Source organism: Leptolyngbya sp. CCNP1308, assembly GCF_034932455.1.
GTDB lineage: Bacteria > Cyanobacteriota > Cyanobacteriia > Phormidesmidales > Phormidesmidaceae > Nodosilinea.
Genome location: NZ_JAYGIH010000116.1, coordinates 1 through 15,870, shown reverse-complemented (window position 1 = coordinate 15,870; position 15,870 = coordinate 1). Strand labels below are relative to the sequence as shown.

The 15,870-nt window shown below is 56.8% G+C and carries 12 protein-coding genes and 1 riboswitch; of the genes, 4 read left to right on the top strand and 8 right to left on the bottom strand.

What is annotated here, in order from left to right; all coding sequences use genetic code 11:
* Window positions 1–150: 150 nt before the first annotated feature.
* The 3 genes from VB780_RS30295 to mazG all read left to right on the top strand — a co-directional run bounded on the left by VB780_RS30295 (window position 151) and on the right by mazG (window position 4,470).
* Complete coding sequence (locus VB780_RS30295; protein ID WP_323354921.1) at window positions 151–1,485, top strand: P-loop NTPase fold protein; 1,335 nt, start codon at window positions 151–153, stop codon at window positions 1,483–1,485.
* Window positions 1,445–2,887, top strand: coding sequence for a tetratricopeptide repeat protein (locus VB780_RS30290; protein ID WP_323354920.1), 1,443 nt, complete (start codon window positions 1,445–1,447; stop codon window positions 2,885–2,887). The genes VB780_RS30295 and VB780_RS30290 overlap by 41 nt, the downstream gene beginning before the upstream one ends.
* 722 nt (window positions 2,888–3,609) lie before the next feature.
* A complete protein-coding gene (gene mazG / locus VB780_RS30285; protein WP_323354919.1) occupies window positions 3,610–4,470 on the top strand; it encodes a nucleoside triphosphate pyrophosphohydrolase in 861 nt (286 codons plus the stop codon).
* A gap of 55 nt (window positions 4,471–4,525) precedes the next feature.
* Here mazG and VB780_RS30280 read toward each other — a convergent pair whose 3' ends face one another.
* The 3 genes from VB780_RS30280 to VB780_RS30270 are packed head-to-tail and all read right to left on the bottom strand — an operon-like array spanning window position 4,526 to window position 6,236.
* Window positions 4,526–4,744, bottom strand: coding sequence for a hypothetical protein (locus VB780_RS30280; RefSeq protein ID WP_323354918.1), 219 nt, complete (start codon window positions 4,742–4,744; stop codon window positions 4,526–4,528).
* A gap of 30 nt (window positions 4,745–4,774) precedes the next feature.
* A complete protein-coding gene (gene cofG, locus VB780_RS30275) occupies window positions 4,775–5,821 on the bottom strand; it encodes a 7,8-didemethyl-8-hydroxy-5-deazariboflavin synthase subunit CofG (RefSeq protein ID WP_323354917.1) in 1,047 nt (348 codons plus the stop codon).
* Between the two features lie 28 nt (window positions 5,822–5,849).
* Window positions 5,850–6,236, bottom strand: a complete 387-nt coding sequence (locus tag VB780_RS30270) for a rhodanese-like domain-containing protein (protein WP_323354916.1) — start codon at window positions 6,234–6,236, stop codon at window positions 5,850–5,852.
* Window positions 6,237–6,502: 266 nt separating this feature from the next.
* Between VB780_RS30270 and mutL the strand changes: the two genes are divergently transcribed.
* A complete protein-coding gene (mutL, locus tag VB780_RS30265) occupies window positions 6,503–8,251 on the top strand; it encodes a DNA mismatch repair endonuclease MutL (RefSeq protein ID WP_323354915.1) in 1,749 nt (582 codons plus the stop codon).
* A 1-nt stretch (window position 8,252) separates the two neighbouring features.
* Here the strand turns inward: mutL and VB780_RS30260 are convergent, their stop codons facing one another.
* The 5 genes from VB780_RS30260 to VB780_RS30240 form a co-directional block, all read right to left on the bottom strand.
* Window positions 8,253–11,519, bottom strand: coding sequence for a PAS domain S-box protein (locus VB780_RS30260; protein WP_323354914.1), 3,267 nt, complete (start codon window positions 11,517–11,519; stop codon window positions 8,253–8,255).
* Between the two features lie 497 nt (window positions 11,520–12,016).
* Window positions 12,017–12,487 carry a DUF4278 domain-containing protein gene (locus VB780_RS30255; protein WP_323354913.1) on the bottom strand — a complete coding sequence of 157 codons (471 nt, stop codon included), beginning with the start codon at window positions 12,485–12,487 and terminating at the stop codon, window positions 12,017–12,019.
* 42 nt (window positions 12,488–12,529) lie between these two features.
* Window positions 12,530–12,605, bottom strand: a riboswitch (Glutamine riboswitch).
* A 98-nt stretch (window positions 12,606–12,703) separates the two neighbouring features.
* Window positions 12,704–13,297, bottom strand: a complete 594-nt coding sequence (locus VB780_RS30250) for a 2'-5' RNA ligase family protein (RefSeq protein WP_323354912.1) — start codon at window positions 13,295–13,297, stop codon at window positions 12,704–12,706.
* Window positions 13,298–13,328: 31 nt separating this feature from the next.
* Entirely contained in the window at window positions 13,329–13,925 is a 597-nt protein-coding gene (locus VB780_RS30245) for a DUF2808 domain-containing protein (RefSeq protein WP_323354911.1), read from the bottom strand.
* Between the two features lie 121 nt (window positions 13,926–14,046).
* Complete coding sequence (locus VB780_RS30240; protein ID WP_323354910.1) at window positions 14,047–15,501, bottom strand: PP2C family protein-serine/threonine phosphatase; 1,455 nt, start codon at window positions 15,499–15,501, stop codon at window positions 14,047–14,049.
* Between the last annotated feature and the right edge of the window lie 369 nt (window positions 15,502–15,870).

Genomic DNA, 15,870 nt, shown 5'->3' with positions numbered 1-15,870 from the left:
CCCAGGTTGAGGAGACGCAGGAGTGTTTGGGGAGGTGGTGTCAACCCTAGAGCGTTGGCACCATAGAAATCCTGATATATGAGGCAACCGGTTTCGCCATAACACTTTCGGTATGATTGGAGAGCTTAGACAACGATTGGACGGTCAAGTATGGCAACCTCGAATTACCTCCTCGCCAAGACCCTGCGCGAAGCCTATCGAGTTTGTGATGTGCGCCCCCTTTCCTTGGAAAATATTGACCGTTACTACATCCCCTTTGAATCTCGCCAGAACGCTATTAGCGATGTCAACGGCAGGCTAGTGGTAACTGAACCGGGGGAATTTGGCACTATCTTGTTCACTGGGCATATTGGCTGTGGGAAAAGCTCAGAATTGGCTCGGATCGCTCAACACCAACAAGATAGCTTTTTAGTCGTTGAAGTGCAGGTGGATGAAGAAGCCGATATCCAAGACATCGAGTACACCGATCTCTATCTGATCATTATTAAGCAAGTTGAGTTTGAACTCCGCAAGCTGAATATTCAGTTCGATTCAGATTTGCTCAAAAGTTTTGAAGACTGGTTTAAGGAAATTACCGAAGAAACCGAGGAAACGGTAGCTCGGTCGGTGAATGTAGCTGCCGAAGCCACCCTGGGAGCCGATGCTCCTTTTCTGGCTAAATTCTTGGTGAAGCTAATGGCCCAGATTCAGGGCTCTGTCACCGATAAGCGCCGCATTCGTCAGGTGTTGACACCGGAGGTTTCTCGTCTCAAAGCAGACATTAACCTACTACTGGCAGATGGTAGCAAGAAACTGCGAGCTAAATTTCCCGAGAAAAAAGGGATCCTACTGATTCTGGATGGTTTAGACAAATGCCCGCCCAACGTCGCTACTCGCTTATTTTTTGACTACGCGCTACAGATGCAAGAGTTGCACTGCATGATCCTCTATACGGTGCCAATTTTTACTCTTTATACTCAGCGGGGTATTAGCACTGCCTTTGGCAATCCCCACATTGTGCCGATGGTGAATGTGTATCAATACGATCGCGATAACCTGAAGTTGGAGTACAACCTAGACGGTCTTAATGCCATTGCCAGCATGATCGAAAAGCGGGTCGATGCCAGTGCTGTCTTTGAAACCCATGAGGTGTTGCTAGAGATGGCTAAGGCCAGTGGTGGCCACGTGCGCCACATGATGCAGATGACGCGAGATGCTAGTATTCACGCACTAGGCTTGGGGCAAACGAAAATCCAGGCGGATGATGTGACCTACGCCGCCAAACAGCTTCAGTTTCGTTTTGAGCGATCGACCCCCCGTACCCACTATCCCGAACTGGCTAGAGTTGCTCAGAACAAAGAGATCACCGACGATGAAGTGGGTAAGGAATTGCTCTTTAGCACAGCGGTTCTGGAATATAACGGGGATAATCGTTGGGTGTACCCTCATCCGGTAGTGCGGCGCAGTGACCTCTTTAGACAAGCCCTGGCTGACCTCCAAGCCTGATTCAGACCTACCTGAGTTTTTGGGACTGAACCTGGAATCTTTTCGCGGGTTGGCCACGTTTTGCGATCTGACAGAGGGCTTTGCCATCGCCTTTGCCGAGGTCAATTTTACCGCTGACGGAGATCTTCTGATTCAGTCGTTGCAGCAACGCCCTGAATGTCAAGGCGTACAGTGGGTGGTGCTGGACTTTTCTCAGGAGCGTCTTTTGTCGCTTCTGCCCAGGCTAATGGCAGAACTAGCCAATCTGCCGCCAGAGGCTAACGCAAAATCAGTGATTGTTTTAAGAGGCCTCGAAACCTCGATTGGCATCGCAGAGGATGATGTGGCCTTTCTAGAAGACCTCAACTTCATCAGAGATGCCCTGGCCCGTCGCATTCCCCATCCGATTGTCTTCATCCTGCCTAAGTATGCGCTTAAACGCCTAGCCCGTACCGCTAGAGACTTTTGGGCCTGGGCCTCAGCGGTGTTTGAATTTCGGTCACTCCGCGAAAGTGTCGATATCGTACAGAGAACGGTCTTACCATCGAATCGCCTCTCTGCCAGTGACTTAAGACCGGTCAAACAAAGCCGCATTGACCAACTCCATCGCCTGCTAGAAGAATATGCTCCCACCGAGAGCGACCATATAATTGCCAATGCAGAAATTCGCCTTACGATTTTGCTAGAACTGGCAAAGGCGTATGGGAGTCTGGCTGAGTTTAGGGTTGCCAACCAGTTTTTCAGACAAGCCCTATCTTTGGCACAAGCCAGCCAGCAGCGCAACCTGGAAGCTCGAGCCTTAATGGGCCTAGGCCAAACCCTCCAGTTTACCGAGACCTATGAGCAAGCTTTAGAGATCTTGGAGCAGGCGTTAACAATTTTTCGCGAGGTGGGCGATCGGCTCGGCGAAGCTAACACGCTAAAAGTACAGGGGGATGTGCTGCAATTTCTCAAACAAAGCCTTGAGGCGCTAGCGAACTACGAGCAGGCGTTGACGATTTTTCGCGAGGTGGGCGCTCGGCTTGGCGAAGCCGACACGCTGCAAGCGCAGGGGGATGTGCTGCAATTTCTTGATCAACGTAGTAAGGCGCTGGCGAACTACGAGCAGGCGTTGACGATTTTTCGCGAGGTGGGCGATCGGCTCGGTGAAGCCAATACGTTGCTGGGTGCGGGGAGTTTGCAGACAGAGCCGCAACAGGCCATGAGCTATTTTTTGCGAGCACAGGAGACTTTTGTGACCATTGGTGATCGCTACAGCCAGGGCCGCACCTTGCTTCAGTTCATGATCCAAGCCCAAATTCAGCTTGAGGACCCACAAGGTATTTTGCAGTCTCTTGATGAAGCGGCGGCTATTGGTCGAGAAATTGGTTTTGAGCCCTTCTGCCAGGCAGCAAATCAAATTCGCGCCCAGCTCAATCTTTAGAGGTGGGTACCAGGGTGAGCATAGTCTTGTGGCGCTCAACACCCACCCGCTGCCTTACACCCACTTGATGATCTGGCAATGCTAAAGCAACGGTCTGTCGCGCCTCAGCAGACTAAACACCTCCCCCTGCTCTGGCGTGATTCGCACAGCGATCTGTCCCAGAATCGGCTATTGCAGCACCACATCGTTTTGGTGTCAGGGCTGCATCCTTTAGTGTGAACCAGCAACGCTTTAGTGCGATCGCCCAACTTCCTATCGCGAGGCCGCAGTGCTTTAGTGCGTTGGCCTGCCGGTCTTTGACCATCGCTCAACATTTGATTGTGAGGCGGCAATTCGTTAGAACGCGGTGTGACAATGCTGCTGCGATCGCGCAACTGTTTAAGTCGTCAATACACAATGCTTCTGTCATAGAGCAACTTCGAGCAGTCGCCCGCTGCACCCTTACTCATTCAATACGCAATGCTTCTGTCATAGAGCAACTTCGAATAGTCGTTCGTTACACTCTGATCTGCTTAAGGCACAATGCTTCTGTCATGACAGCACATCAGTCAGTCACGCGCTGCATCACGACTGTTGCGCCAAAACTCGCTTCAACCCACTGCAACATTCATTTAAGACTGTGGGCATACGCAAGAGAGTAGGAGCGCAGAAGTAGTAGCTGATATACCCGCCGCTGCAATTTGCTGCCATGCTATGGGGGTTGTCGTCAACGCGGTTTTGCTATGGTTTCTGCGTCCTCTTCGTCTGGCAATCCCCAGGGCATATCTGCTACCCCTCGCGCCGCCATCCTCGCCGCCATAGAACGACTGATCGATGTGATCGCCCAACTGCGCCATCCTGAAACCGGCTGCCCGTGGGATTTGGCCCAAACCCCCACCAGCCTGATTCCCTACGTGATTGAAGAAGCTTACGAGGTAGTCGATGCCATTCAGGTGGGGGAGAAGGGGGCGATCGCAGAAGAACTCGGCGACCTGCTGCTTCAGGTGGTGCTCCAGGCGCAGGTGGCCAGCGACAACGGCGACTTTGACCTGGGCACCGTCGCCACGGGCATTGGCGACAAGCTGGTGCGCCGCCATCCCCACATTTTTGGCGATGCTTCAGGCGAAACCCCCGAAGAAGTCAGCCAAAACTGGGATCGCATCAAGGCCGCAGAAAAGGGCATTGCCCACGAGCCCGATAAGCTCACCCCCAAGCTAGTCAAGTACAGCCGCACCCTGCCGCCGCTGATGGCCGCCAGTAAAATCTCCGTCAAAGCCGCCAAGGCCGGGTTCGAGTGGGAAGACGTTAATGGCGTCTGGGATAAATTTCACGAAGAACTGGACGAGTTTCGTGCCGCTCTGGCCAGTGAACCCAAGGCAAACCAGCAGGCGGAGCTGGGCGACCTGTTGTTTACCCTGGTGAATCTGGCCCGCTGGTACGACCTCGACCCTGCCGAGGCGTTGCAGAGCACCAACCGTCGATTCATCCAGCGCTTTGAGCTGGTGGAGTCGGTGGCAGAGAAGCCCTTGGGAGACTATGCGATCGCCGAACTAGAAGCACTGTGGCAAAAGGCAAAGGCGCAGTTGGCTAAGCCCGAAGATTAATGGTGGGCACTGCCCACCAGGTTCGATCTATCGCCATACACAACCGATCGCAGCTCTATCGGGGCGCATCGGGCTTGTAGTAATCGTTGGGGTTTGGCGTTTGGCTGCCGCCGTTTTTGTTGATGCAGCCAGCCTTATCGACGTAGCGGCAGACCCGTGCGTAGAGCCTGGCCCGGTTGCCCGGTGGGCCAGCGGAGAAGAGGACGCGATCTCCCCCCACAACCCCCACCAAAATTTTGACGCCGCACACAGGGCAGGTTTGGGGAGCAGCCATGGGGAAACCTCAGTCGAACCTGTGAGGATTTTACCTTGTTGGGGGCGAGGGGGTGAGGGAGTGAGGGAGTGAGGAATCGCTGAGCGAAGTGCGCCAGGTTTGCACTAGGGATCTCATGGGTTCAGGCAGCCAGCTATCGTACTGGGGATAGATGGGGAGGCGGGGCTGGAGCTGCCAGCCGGAGGAGGCGATCGCATCCTTCAACGACTCTGGTGTGGGGTGGTTGTAGTCAGGGTTCACCTCATCCACCGGGCTAATGCCACCCAGATCCCTTGCGCCTGCGGTCAAGCAATCCAGCAGTCCTCGATGATTCACCAAGTTGGGTGGAATCTGAAGGTTGACTTCTGCGGGCAGGTATTCCCTCGCCAGACGCACGGCTCTTACCAAAGCTGCTTCATCGAGAGCTGTACCGGGCTGAAGCTGCTGCTGGCCAGGGCTGTGGGGTTGCAAAATGACCTCTTGAATGTGGCCATAGCGGGTTTGAATAGTGGCGATCGCTCGCAGCGAATCTACCCAATCAGACTCACTCTCCCCCAGCCCCAGCAGCAGCCCTGTGGTGAAGGGAATCCCCAGTTCCCCAGCCCAGGCCAGTTGTTGCAGCCGCAGCTCGGGGCGCTTGCTGGGGGCATGGCGATGAACGGTATCGAGCAACTTCGGCGTCACCTGCTCGACCATGAGGCCCATCGACACGTTGACCCGCTGAAGTTGCACCATCTCATCACGGCTGAGGGGGCCTGCATTGGTGTGGGGCAACAGGCCGACCTCCAGGGCCAACGCGCAAATTTGGTAGATGTGGCGCAACCAGTCGCTACGGCGAGGACTGTTGGGGGCCACCTCACCGCTAAGCACCAGCACCTCGCACACCCCTTGACGGCGCAGGGTTGGCAGTTGCTGGGCCACATCCTCTAAACTCAGCCAGGGGGATTGACCGGGGTCAACCCGAAAGTTGCAGTAGGTGCAGCGGTTAAAGCATTCGTAGGTGGGCACCAGCGTGTAGGCTCGACTGTAGGTCACCGCCCTCTGCGACGGCTGGGCTAACCAGCCGCTGCGTGAATCTACCGCCCTAGCCTGATTCATGCCGCCGCCCTAAGTCAACCTCGCCAGTTTAGGCGAGTTTAGTCGCTGCCGCAGTCACCATTTCCACCGGAAAGCCCGCCGCTTTCCAAGCGGGCACACCGCCGCGCACAATGGCAACCTTGGCGAAGCCTGCGCCCCGTAGCTGCTCGGCCACAGCGGCGGCTTCGTCGTCGGTGTTGCTGTAGATATAGAGATCGCGGGTGACTTCAAAGCAGTTGGCGGCTGTGGTGAGCAGCGAGTCGGCGGGCATAGAGATTGCGCCAGTAATGTGGCTCTCGTTAAAATCGGCGCGATCGCGCACGTCAATGATGGTTAGCGCCGGTTCGCCCCAGTCTAGCCGCTCCTTGAGGTCGTAGACACGAGACTCGGGCTGCAGAGGCGAAGGCTTAGGCAACAAGCCAAAAAAGCGTTTCATGGTGAGGAGGATCCTGGGCGAAGGCGTTCCTCTGCAATGTAACAAACCTTAATAGGGTGCGCAAACTTTTATTGAAATTGGTAGACAAAGTTACCCTCTAACCTACTCATATCAATTGAAAAAATTAATTCATTCCCTTGGATCGGGAAAATCTCCAAAAAGGAGCTTTCTCTGAATGTGTAATGGGCAAGGCTGGTTGCCCGTGACCATCCTGAGAAACTAGATCCTTTGTTCCAGTGCCGTAGTCGCGCAGTAGCATAAAGCTAGTGCTTCGGAGTTCTCTACCCATCACGACTGACAGCGTCTCTAATTCTGTTTCCAGCAGCATTTACTCGCTGCCGAGAGATGTCATTCACAGCATCGCGGCTGGGGAGGTAGTTGACTCCTTGGCGGCGGTCGTGCGCGAGCTAATTGAGAACGCTCTCGATGCCCAGGCGACCCACATTACCCTCGCCCTCTGGCCCGATCAGGGCCGGGTGCAGGTGGCCGACAACGGCACTGCTATGGCGTTAGAAAACCTGCACCGAGCCGCTATCCCCCACAGCACCAGCAAAATTCGCACCCAGGCTGACCTCTGGCAGGTGAATAGTTTGGGGTTTCGCGGCGAGGCCTTGCACAGCCTGGCCCAGGTCGCCCAGTTAGAAATTTGCAGTCGCCCCCCCTGGGCCGAGTCGGGCTGGCGCGTCACCTACTCGGCCCAGGGGGAACCTCTGGCTACAACCCCAACCGCTCTGGCTCCCGGCACAGTGGTCACTGTGACCGATCTCTTTGGGGACTGGCCCGCTCGCCGGGAACGACTGCCGACCCTACCCCGTCAGCTCAGCCAGGTGCAGCGCGTTATTCACCACTGTGCTCTGGCCCATCCGACGGTGACTTGGGCGGTGCAGGTTGGCGATCGCCCCTGGCTAGCCATCACCCCCAGCCCCACCACTCGGGGTATCGTTCCTCAACTGCTGCGGGCCGTCAGCGAGAGCGATTTACAAGACGGCTGGCAGGCCGCCCCCTGGGCCGTGGGGGAAGACAATTCCTTAGAGAATCTTCCTCTAAAAGCAGGGATCTACGGTCTGATTGGTCTGCCCGATCGCTGCCACCGCCCCCGGCCCGACTGGGTTAAGGTCGCGGTCAATGGGCGAATTGTAACGGTTCCCGAGCTAGAGCAGGCTGTTGTGAATGCCTTTCGCCATACCCTGCCCCGCCACCGCTATCCCCTGGCGTTTGTGCACCTCACCGTTCCCCCCAGCGCCATCGACTGGAATCGCCGCCCCGACAAATCGACCCTCTACCTACACCGCCTCGACCAATGGACGGCCCTTTGCCAGAGTTATTTTGAGGCTCTGCTCGGACGGCACGCGGCTGACCTGCCCGATGCCAGCCAGCAGCAGCGCGTCACCCAACTGCTCAAAACAGCGGAACCGAGCAGTGCCTACGGCGATGCCAACTTGTCCGATGAGTTGCCCTACCGCGATCGCCCAGGGAGGTTGCGGGCGATCGCGCAAGTCCACAACCGTTACATTTTGGCCGAACAGCCCGACGGCCTGTGCCTGATCGAACAACACATCGCCCACGAGCGCGTCCTCTACGAACGCCTGCAAGCCCAGTGGCAGCTAGTGCCATTAACCACCCCCGTTGTGCTGGAGGGGCTCAGGGAGAACCAGCTTGAGCAGCTTGAGCGGCTAGGATTGGCTGCCGAAGAGTTTGGGCCAAATCGCTGGGCCATTCGCGCAGCGCCAGAACCGTTGCGCGATCGCCCTGACCTGCCCGATGCAATCCTAGAACTCAGCCTGGGTGGCGATCTAGATACGGCTCAGGTGGCGATCGCCTGCCGCACTGCCCTTCGCAACGGCACCCCGATTGATCTTGCCACCCTGCAAACCCTGCTCGACGACTGGCAGCAGACCCGCAATCCGCGTACCTGCCCCCATGGCCGACCAATCTGCCTAACCTTGAGCGAAAGCAGCCTGGCCCGCTTCTTCCGCCGCAGCTGGGTGATTGGCAAAAGCCACGGCATTGAATAGCCTATCCGACCCGATCGCTAGGGCTAATGCAGTAGCGATTGCGGCCCGCCAGTTTGGCTTGGTACAGGGCGGCATCGGCAGCGGTCAGTAGCCCACTGGGCAAGGTCTCTGGGCGGGGCACACAGCAGGCCACGCCAAAGCTCAAGGTGATGTGGTCGGCCACCGATGAAAACCCGTGGGGTAGCCGGGCCTGGGTAAACTGGTGCTGAATTCTGGCGGCCACCGCCATCGCCCCCGCCAGCGTGGTTTGGGGCAGCAGCACCACAAATTCTTCGCCCCCATAGCGGGCCAGCACATCCCCAGGGCGCTGAATGTGAGCCCTCAGCAGTTGGGCCACTTGCTGTAAACACCGATCGCCGGCCGGGTGCCCATAGTGGTCGTTGTAGGGTTTGAAATAGTCCACATCACACATAATCAGGGCTAGGGAGGTAGTGGCGCGCTCGGCCCGCACCCACTCCTGGGTGAACACCTGATCGAAGTGGCGACGATTGGCCACCTGGGTAAGGGCATCGGTCGTGGCAATCCGATTGAGTTCTCCGTTTGCCTGCTGAAGCTGCTGCGTCAGCTCTTGCAGCTGCATTTCTACCCGCATCTGGGCATCGATATCTTGAAACGCGCCGAAGAGGCGCACGCAGTTTCCGGCGACGAACTCGGCTTGCCCTAGCGATCGCACCCAGCGCAGATTGCCCTTAGCGGTCACTATTTGCAGCTTTTCATCCCACGGCTGCCCCGTTTGGCGGCATTGTTCTACGGCGGTGGTGATGCGCTGGCGATTCATTCCCGCCAGATAAAAGTCGAGGGCCATCGCCAGGGTTGGCCTAAAATCGGCCTCTACTTCATGGATCTCCTGCGTAGTTGGCGTCCAGTAAACCATTTCCTGCTGTAGATCAACTTCCCAGCCGCCCACGCGGGCGATGGCGCTGGTCTGCTCCAAAAAGACTTTGGTGCGCTGCAGCTCTTCTTCCATGCGTTTGCGCTGGGTGATGTCGCGCCCCTCCGGAATCAGCAGCACCACCTGACCCTGGTCGTCTAAAACCGGCCGCAGCGAAAAGTCGATGGTCATCTCCTGCTGGTTCGCCCCCTGCACTGTCACCTCATAGCGCACAAATTTGCCCTGTCCCGCCGCTGCGATCGCCTGCCTGAGCTGGGCCTGGGTCTCAGGGGAAAGCGTCCACCAGCCCGCTTCCCAAAAAGAGCGACCCACCACGTCTTCTCGCTCAAACCCGCCAAAGGCCAGCGCGGTCTGGTTGGCCTCCAGCAGAATGCCCTCTGGCGTCAGCAGGCCAATAAACTGATACATCTGGTCGAAGATCGCCTGAAAACGCTGCTGGCTCTCCCGCAGCGCCAGTTCGGCGGTCGCCCGATCGGTCACATCCCGCACCATGACCAGGGCATCATCGTCATCTAGGGGTACAATCCGCGCTTCCTCGTAGTAGCGCTGACCAGCAACGGTGATGCTGTACTCATAAATCTGGCGCTCTCCGGTCGCCAGAGCCTGGCGGATAAAGTGCAGCCGCTGGTTGGCCAGAGCCTCGGGCAGCATCTCGTAGATCGACTGGGGCCGATGCCGGTCGATATTGCCGTAGAGGGTGATTTCGCCGCCTGAGATAAAGTCATAGCGCAGCCCCTGGCCGTCAATACGCATCAGCAGATCGGGAATAGCCTCCAGCATGGCCCGCTTGGTAGCTTCACTGTGCTGCAGGGCCAGCTCGGTCTGCTTCCGCTCGGTAATATCTTGGATATAACCCAAAAACTTGGCCACCGTGCCATCGGAGGTGTAGATAATACGCGTGAACTCCGCTATCCATCGATAGTCGCCCGTGGCGTGGCGCAGTTGATACTCGGTGGCATGGCAGGGTGCTTGGGCGGCTATGGCGACAGCCACCTCTGACTGCATCAAGTCAAGATCGTCGGGGTGGATAAGCGAGGCAAAGGACACCCGACCCGTCACCAGGTCGCTCGGGTCGTACCCGAGCTGGGCCTCGACATTGGGGGAGACATACTCTACCGGCCAGTCATCGGTCGGCCCCCAGCGAATTACCACCGTGGGGCCGCCTACAAACAGGCTGCGCTCCTCTTCCAGAGCTTGCTCTATCTGTTTGCGTTCGGCTTCGGCGCGTTTACGATCGCTAATGTCCTGAACAATCGCAATGTCTGAAATGGGCTGTCCATCGCCATCGCGGAGAATAGACAGCACCAGGTTTGTCCACCGGACGCTGCCATCTTTGTGAAAGTAGCGTTTTTCTAGTGTGGCCGAGGAGACTTCCCCCGTCAGGAGACTGGCCAGGGCCGCCTCCGTCTCCTGCACCTCGTCGGGATGGGCAATGTCCTGGTAGCGAAGCTGCAAAAGTTCAGCTTCGCTGTAGCCCAATAAATTGCAGTAGGCCTGGTTGGCCTGTAAAAAATGACCATCTAGAGCGGCCTGGTTGATACCCAGAGCCGCCTGCTGAAAAATGGCCCGCAGCCGACTTTCACTCAGGCGCAGGGCTTCCTCGAGCTGCTTTTGTTCGGTGATGTCGGTGGTAACTCTGTCTAGACGGACCGGGTTGCCCACTGAGTCATACAATACCCGAGAGCGATCGCGCACCCAGCGCACCGCTCCGTCCGATCGAGTGATGCGGTACTCCAGATCAAACCGTTCGCGATCGCGGAGTTGCCCCCAAAACTGCTCAATTTTGGGCTGGTCGGCAGGATGAATTAGACTGCGCCACAGACCAGGGGCATCCAGAAAGTCCTGCTTAGCATAGCCATAGAGGGTTTCTACCGCAGAATTGACGTAGCGAGTCGCCATCGTTTGCAAATCGAGGGACCAAACCACGCCGTCGATATTGCTGAGAATGCCGTCGAGCAGAGAGTGCTCATGGTCGAGTTGGGTCTGAACACCCCGCAACTCCTCAGTGCGTTCTTTAACCTGCTGAGCCAGCGCCTGATTGAGATGCTCCCTCATCGCCTCAGTCTGTTTGCGCTCGGTGATATCCCGCAAAATAGACAGGTGAAGATGGGGAGAGATATTGGCCGTAGCAGAGTACTCTACAGTGCGTTCTTCCCCATTGCCCACCCTCAGAACAACTTCTCCCTGCATCTGGCCCTGTGCCAAAAATATCTGCCACTGCTGAGCCAGGTTTGCGCCAGGGGGCAGAACACAAAAATCGGCAATAGTGCGGCCAATGATCTGGTCTCGCACGCAGTTCAGCAACTTGCAGGCGGCAGGATTGGCCTCAACATACTGGCCCTGGTCGTTGGCAATCAGCATGGCATCTAAGGCCATGTTGAAGAGGTTATGACCTTGAGAGGCTAAAACCCCTCTACTGTCCCCTAGGCCGGGCTGAAGCGAGGAACTCAGGTTGATAGGTAACCCATTGGAAGTTAGAGACACAGTAAACCGTGGGACGCAAAACAACAGGGAAACTGGAGCCCCCTATGCGTGCAGGTTTCACCACACCAAGGGTTTAGAAAGCGCAGGGCAAGCAAACAGGCCTAAGTACGAACGTCATCTCAGGGTTTAACCACTAATCTAGGGCTGGGGCAACCTTGTTTCTGTATCACTACCGCTAAACCAGCGGGGGTAGACCTATTTTTCCCAATTCTGGCTGGCAATCCACCCTGCCCAGCGCCTGCGCTGGGATGCCAAACTTGTTTAGAGTGCCGCCGTGAAATGCACCGAGGGGCAGATTGTTCCAGAGAACAGTTCTCTGCGGCGGTGGCAAACAAAACAGCCCCTGCCAGTGACGTCTGGCAGGGGCTGTTCGTTCAACAGGTCAGCGCTTAGCTGGCGGAGGCACCGCTGCGGCTGTAGGTAGCCCAGAAGCTGGGGTGTACCTTACCCTGGATGTGGTTCCAGTAGTGGGCGGCACCTTCGGGCAGACCGGCTTCGGTGGCCAGACGGCCCAGCATCGATTGCTGACGCTGCTTCACGGAGCGATGACGGTTCATCATGCTCATGCGGGCTCTGTCTTCGGTGCTAAAAGCAATAGCCACTGCGGGGGATGCGATCGCAGGGACGGTCGATGTCGTAGTCACAGGTGCAGCTTCAACCGCAGTGGCTACCGCCGGGGTGCCGGTCTGGTAGGCCACACCGCGATAGACCAAGTCTAGGGTGGGCTGTTGAACAGCCGCTTTCTTAACGGTGCGGAATCGAATATCTACGCCGCGGAACTTGCCAGCCTCATCGGTTAGGTTGGATTCCACAACGGGGGGGGTGTAGTCGTAGCTTACGCCGCGATAGGTGAGTTTCATGGGGTCGCCTCCAAAAGATCAAGGGTTTGATCAGAACATTGGGGCGCGTTCCTTCGGGGGCTATTAACCCCTACTTCCGTCTCGCTCTAGTCGGTATCGAAAAGGCGAGATGAACGAATTTCTGATTACTTCTGTATAGTAAGCTACGGTTTTGGCTAATGTCAAGGGAATCTTCATTCTGTATAAGCTTCTACACAATCCTAAATGCCTGGTAAATCAAGCCTTTAGAGCACCCAGCGGTAGCTCAGAAAAAATTTGCCAGACTTGACCATCGTGGCGTAGCAAGGTGAGGGTGGGCACTTCAAAATCTGCCGAGAAGGGGCGGTGCTCAAACTCAGCCCAGGCCTGGTAAAAGGCAGGGGGCGTGAGGTCACGAAAGCCCACGGTGACATGGGGCGTAAAGGGCCAAGGGGCGCGGCGTTTGGAGCCGGGGTCTCGGTAGCCCTCCCGCAGACCACAGTGAGTTTCTAGATAGGCGATTAAGGCGGGTTGAACGGCCATCACCGCTGCCGTCTGGTGCACATCGACATAAACCACTCGGGGCGGGAACGCATTAAACCCCTCGAGCACAACCGGAATAGGCCGTTGCTGACAGGCAAACCTATCCAGGTGGTGCTGTAGCTCATCTAGCCGATCTAAAGGCCACTCGAAGGGCGGCTGTAGGGTGATGTGAGGCGGTGATTTGAGCGCGGCCCTGCTGCCAAAGCGCCGCCCAATTTCTTGCTTGATGGCGGTAATGGCATCCTGGACGGGCTGGGGCGGCAGTAGGGCCACAAAAAATCGTGCAGACTCTGGCGATGGGCTAGCCATGGGGGGCAAACCTTAACGATGGGAGGTTGGGCTAGGGCCAGCGATCGCGGTTCCTGTCATAGAATGTCAGCCGGGCGTAGCCCAAAAACGTAGATTCTACTGTTTCGCCCACCGGGTAAGCCGTTGCCCCAAACAGGTAAACTCCGCTAAAGCGAGGATTCCGCACGGGTCGCAGGGCCAAGGTAATCGGGACCCCAGGCTCAGCGGGTGGGTCAAAGGAAATCGTCAATTCGCGGGCGTCCTGGTCTTGGGTGGGTTCGCCGAGGGGCAAACGTACCCGACCCTCGGGGGTATTGGCAAAGGCTTCGGTGGCCTCTAGCCGATAGCGAAAGATCGGGTCATAGCCTTCATTCAGGCGAATCACCACCCGATCTAGAGGCTCAACCGCCGCCTCAGGAAAATCAAAGGTGAGGTAGTAGGTGACGTTGCCTTCGCTGACCGAATTGCGGGTGGCGTAGCTTTCGGTCAGGCGCGGCGGGTAGGAAAAGCCTACGGTGCCGTCAGAATACTGAATCGCCGGGGCTGGATCTGGGGCTAAAAATCCCCAGGTAGACCCTAGAGTTAGTAGACCGGCACCAGCTAGGGCAACGCCTCGGCTAACCGATGACCAATGGGGTGATGTAGACATAGCGCGATCGCAACAAAGGGCTACCCCACCTTTGGCGACAGCGACATCACCAAACTGAGGCTAGATATCTCAAGTCTAGCGCCGCCAGCTCAAGATTTTGGACCGAAAATTTGGCACCGCGCTAGCTATCAAATAGGTTGAGCTGAAGTTCTGGCTTCACCCGCATCACCACCAGGGTCATGTCGTCATCGTTGCTGCGATCGCCCCCAATGAAGCGATCGAGCAGGTCAAAGGTGTAGTCTAAAATCGCCTCGGCTGAGGTGCAGTTGCGGCAGGCCCACTGAAGCGCCCGCTCCAGGTTTTCTTCCTCAAACCGCTCACCACGCGGGTTGGCGGCCTCGGTAAAGCCATCGGTGTAAAACACCACCGTGTCGCCGGGTTGAAGCTCCACCTCGGCTTCGCAGTACTCGGTGTTCATATCCAGCCCCAGCAGCATACCGGGGGTATCGAGCCGAGTGATGGTGTTGGTGGCCGCCTGCCACAGCAGCGGCGGGTTATGGGCGGCGTTACCGTAGGCCAGGCGGCGGGTTTTAGGGTTGTACTCGGCGTAAAATAGCGTCACAAAGCGGTTAGAGCTTTCTAAATCACTGTGCATGACGAAGTTTAAGTCTTGCAAAATGCGGGCGGGTGAGTGGCCGTTGAGCACCTCCGTGCGCAGCATACCCCGCATCATGGTCATGATTAGCCCAGCGGGCACCCCTTTACCCATAACATCGCCAATGGCAAAGCTCCAGGGAGCCGCCGCCGTCTGCTGGGAATTGGCTTGGCGCAGTTGGTCAAAGGTGGTGGGAATAAAGTCGTAGTAGTCGCCGCCTACTTTGTGAGCGGTGCGGCACTTGGCGGCCAAATCCATCCCTTTAATGGCGGGGCACTCGCGGGGCAGCAGTTGCAGCTGAATTTCGGCTCCGATTTCGAGTTCGCGATCAAGGCGCTCTTTTTTGCGCACCGCCGCCGTTAGCTCGTTGTTTTCGATCGCTACCGAGGTCTGGTCAGCCACCAGACGCACCAGCTTTTGGCGAGTCTCTGTCCAGGCGTAGTCAGGGTCGCGGCTAAACACGTAGAGCCGGCCTCGCTCCACGTTTTGCACGATGATGGCGGTACCAAACAGCTGAAACTCGTCGCCTAGGTAGCGGTTAACCTGGCGATCGAGAGCCAGCATGGCGTTGCGCGCCATCGACATCATGCTGCTCTCGGGGGCGGCTTTAAAGCTGGTAGTCACCTGGCGAGTAGCGGCTTCTAGAGCCGATCGCACATTTTGGCACTGGTCTTCGCTCTGGCAGTGCAAGCGCTCTAGGCGCACCTGCCCATCGGCTCGAAACAGCACCAGAGCACCGCCGCTGGCATCGGTTACCCGGCTGGCGATCATCGGAATCAGCTCAAGGAACTGGTTCAGGTTGTTGAGACTGCGGAGGGCGAACCCCAGCGAACTGAGTAGATCTTGAATTTTGTACTGTTCACGCTGTAGCCGAGCCACCAGTTCCTTGAGGGCAAACACTGGCGGCGTATCGGGCAGAGCGCTACTGCTAGCACTCTCAAAGGATGGCGATGACCCGGATGGCATGGGAAAAGCTGTCATGGACGACCTGTGCACAATGCTCTCGTGAGACTTAGCGAGCGAAACGACCAACTAAATATAGGGGCTAACGGAAAATTTGGCGCACGTCTTTGGGTTTAAGCGTAGAAAATCCCTATTTTTGGCGATATACAGCAACTTTTGCCAAGGCGATTCCGATGAGCAGCAACCGAGGATAGCCCATAGTAGCGCACAAATTGAAGGCCAAGGATAGCATTCCCGAACGGACTTAACTACCTCTGGGGGGTAGTGGATTAACGTAAAGGATAGAGGGAAATAAGGTAACGCCGACGTATTCCTAGATTCTGAGGGAGTAGGCTCCATGACAATCGAGATGACCTGTCCAACTTGTGGGTCTCACGACATCTCCAA

Bases quoted from the DNA above. Each gene is read 5' to 3' on its own strand.
- VB780_RS30295 (WP_323354921.1), top strand. From the start codon at position 151: ATGGCAACCTCGAATTACCTCCTCGCCAAGACCCTGCGCGAAGCCTAT.
- mazG (WP_323354919.1), top strand. From the start codon at position 3,610: ATGGTTTCTGCGTCCTCTTCGTCTGGCAATCCCCAGGGCATATCTGCT.
- VB780_RS30280 (WP_323354918.1), bottom strand. From the start codon at position 4,744: ATGGCTGCTCCCCAAACCTGCCCTGTGTGCGGCGTCAAAATTTTGGTG.
- cofG (WP_323354917.1), bottom strand. From the start codon at position 5,821: ATGAATCAGGCTAGGGCGGTAGATTCACGCAGCGGCTGGTTAGCCCAG.
- VB780_RS30270 (WP_323354916.1), bottom strand. From the start codon at position 6,236: ATGAAACGCTTTTTTGGCTTGTTGCCTAAGCCTTCGCCTCTGCAGCCC.
- VB780_RS30260 (WP_323354914.1), bottom strand. From the start codon at position 11,519: ATGGCCTTAGATGCCATGCTGATTGCCAACGACCAGGGCCAGTATGTT.
- VB780_RS30255 (WP_323354913.1), bottom strand. From the start codon at position 12,487: ATGAAACTCACCTATCGCGGCGTAAGCTACGACTACACCCCCCCCGTT.
- VB780_RS30250 (WP_323354912.1), bottom strand. From the start codon at position 13,297: ATGGCTAGCCCATCGCCAGAGTCTGCACGATTTTTTGTGGCCCTACTG.
- VB780_RS30245 (WP_323354911.1), bottom strand. From the start codon at position 13,925: ATGTCTACATCACCCCATTGGTCATCGGTTAGCCGAGGCGTTGCCCTA.
- VB780_RS30240 (WP_323354910.1), bottom strand. From the start codon at position 15,501: ATGACAGCTTTTCCCATGCCATCCGGGTCATCGCCATCCTTTGAGAGT.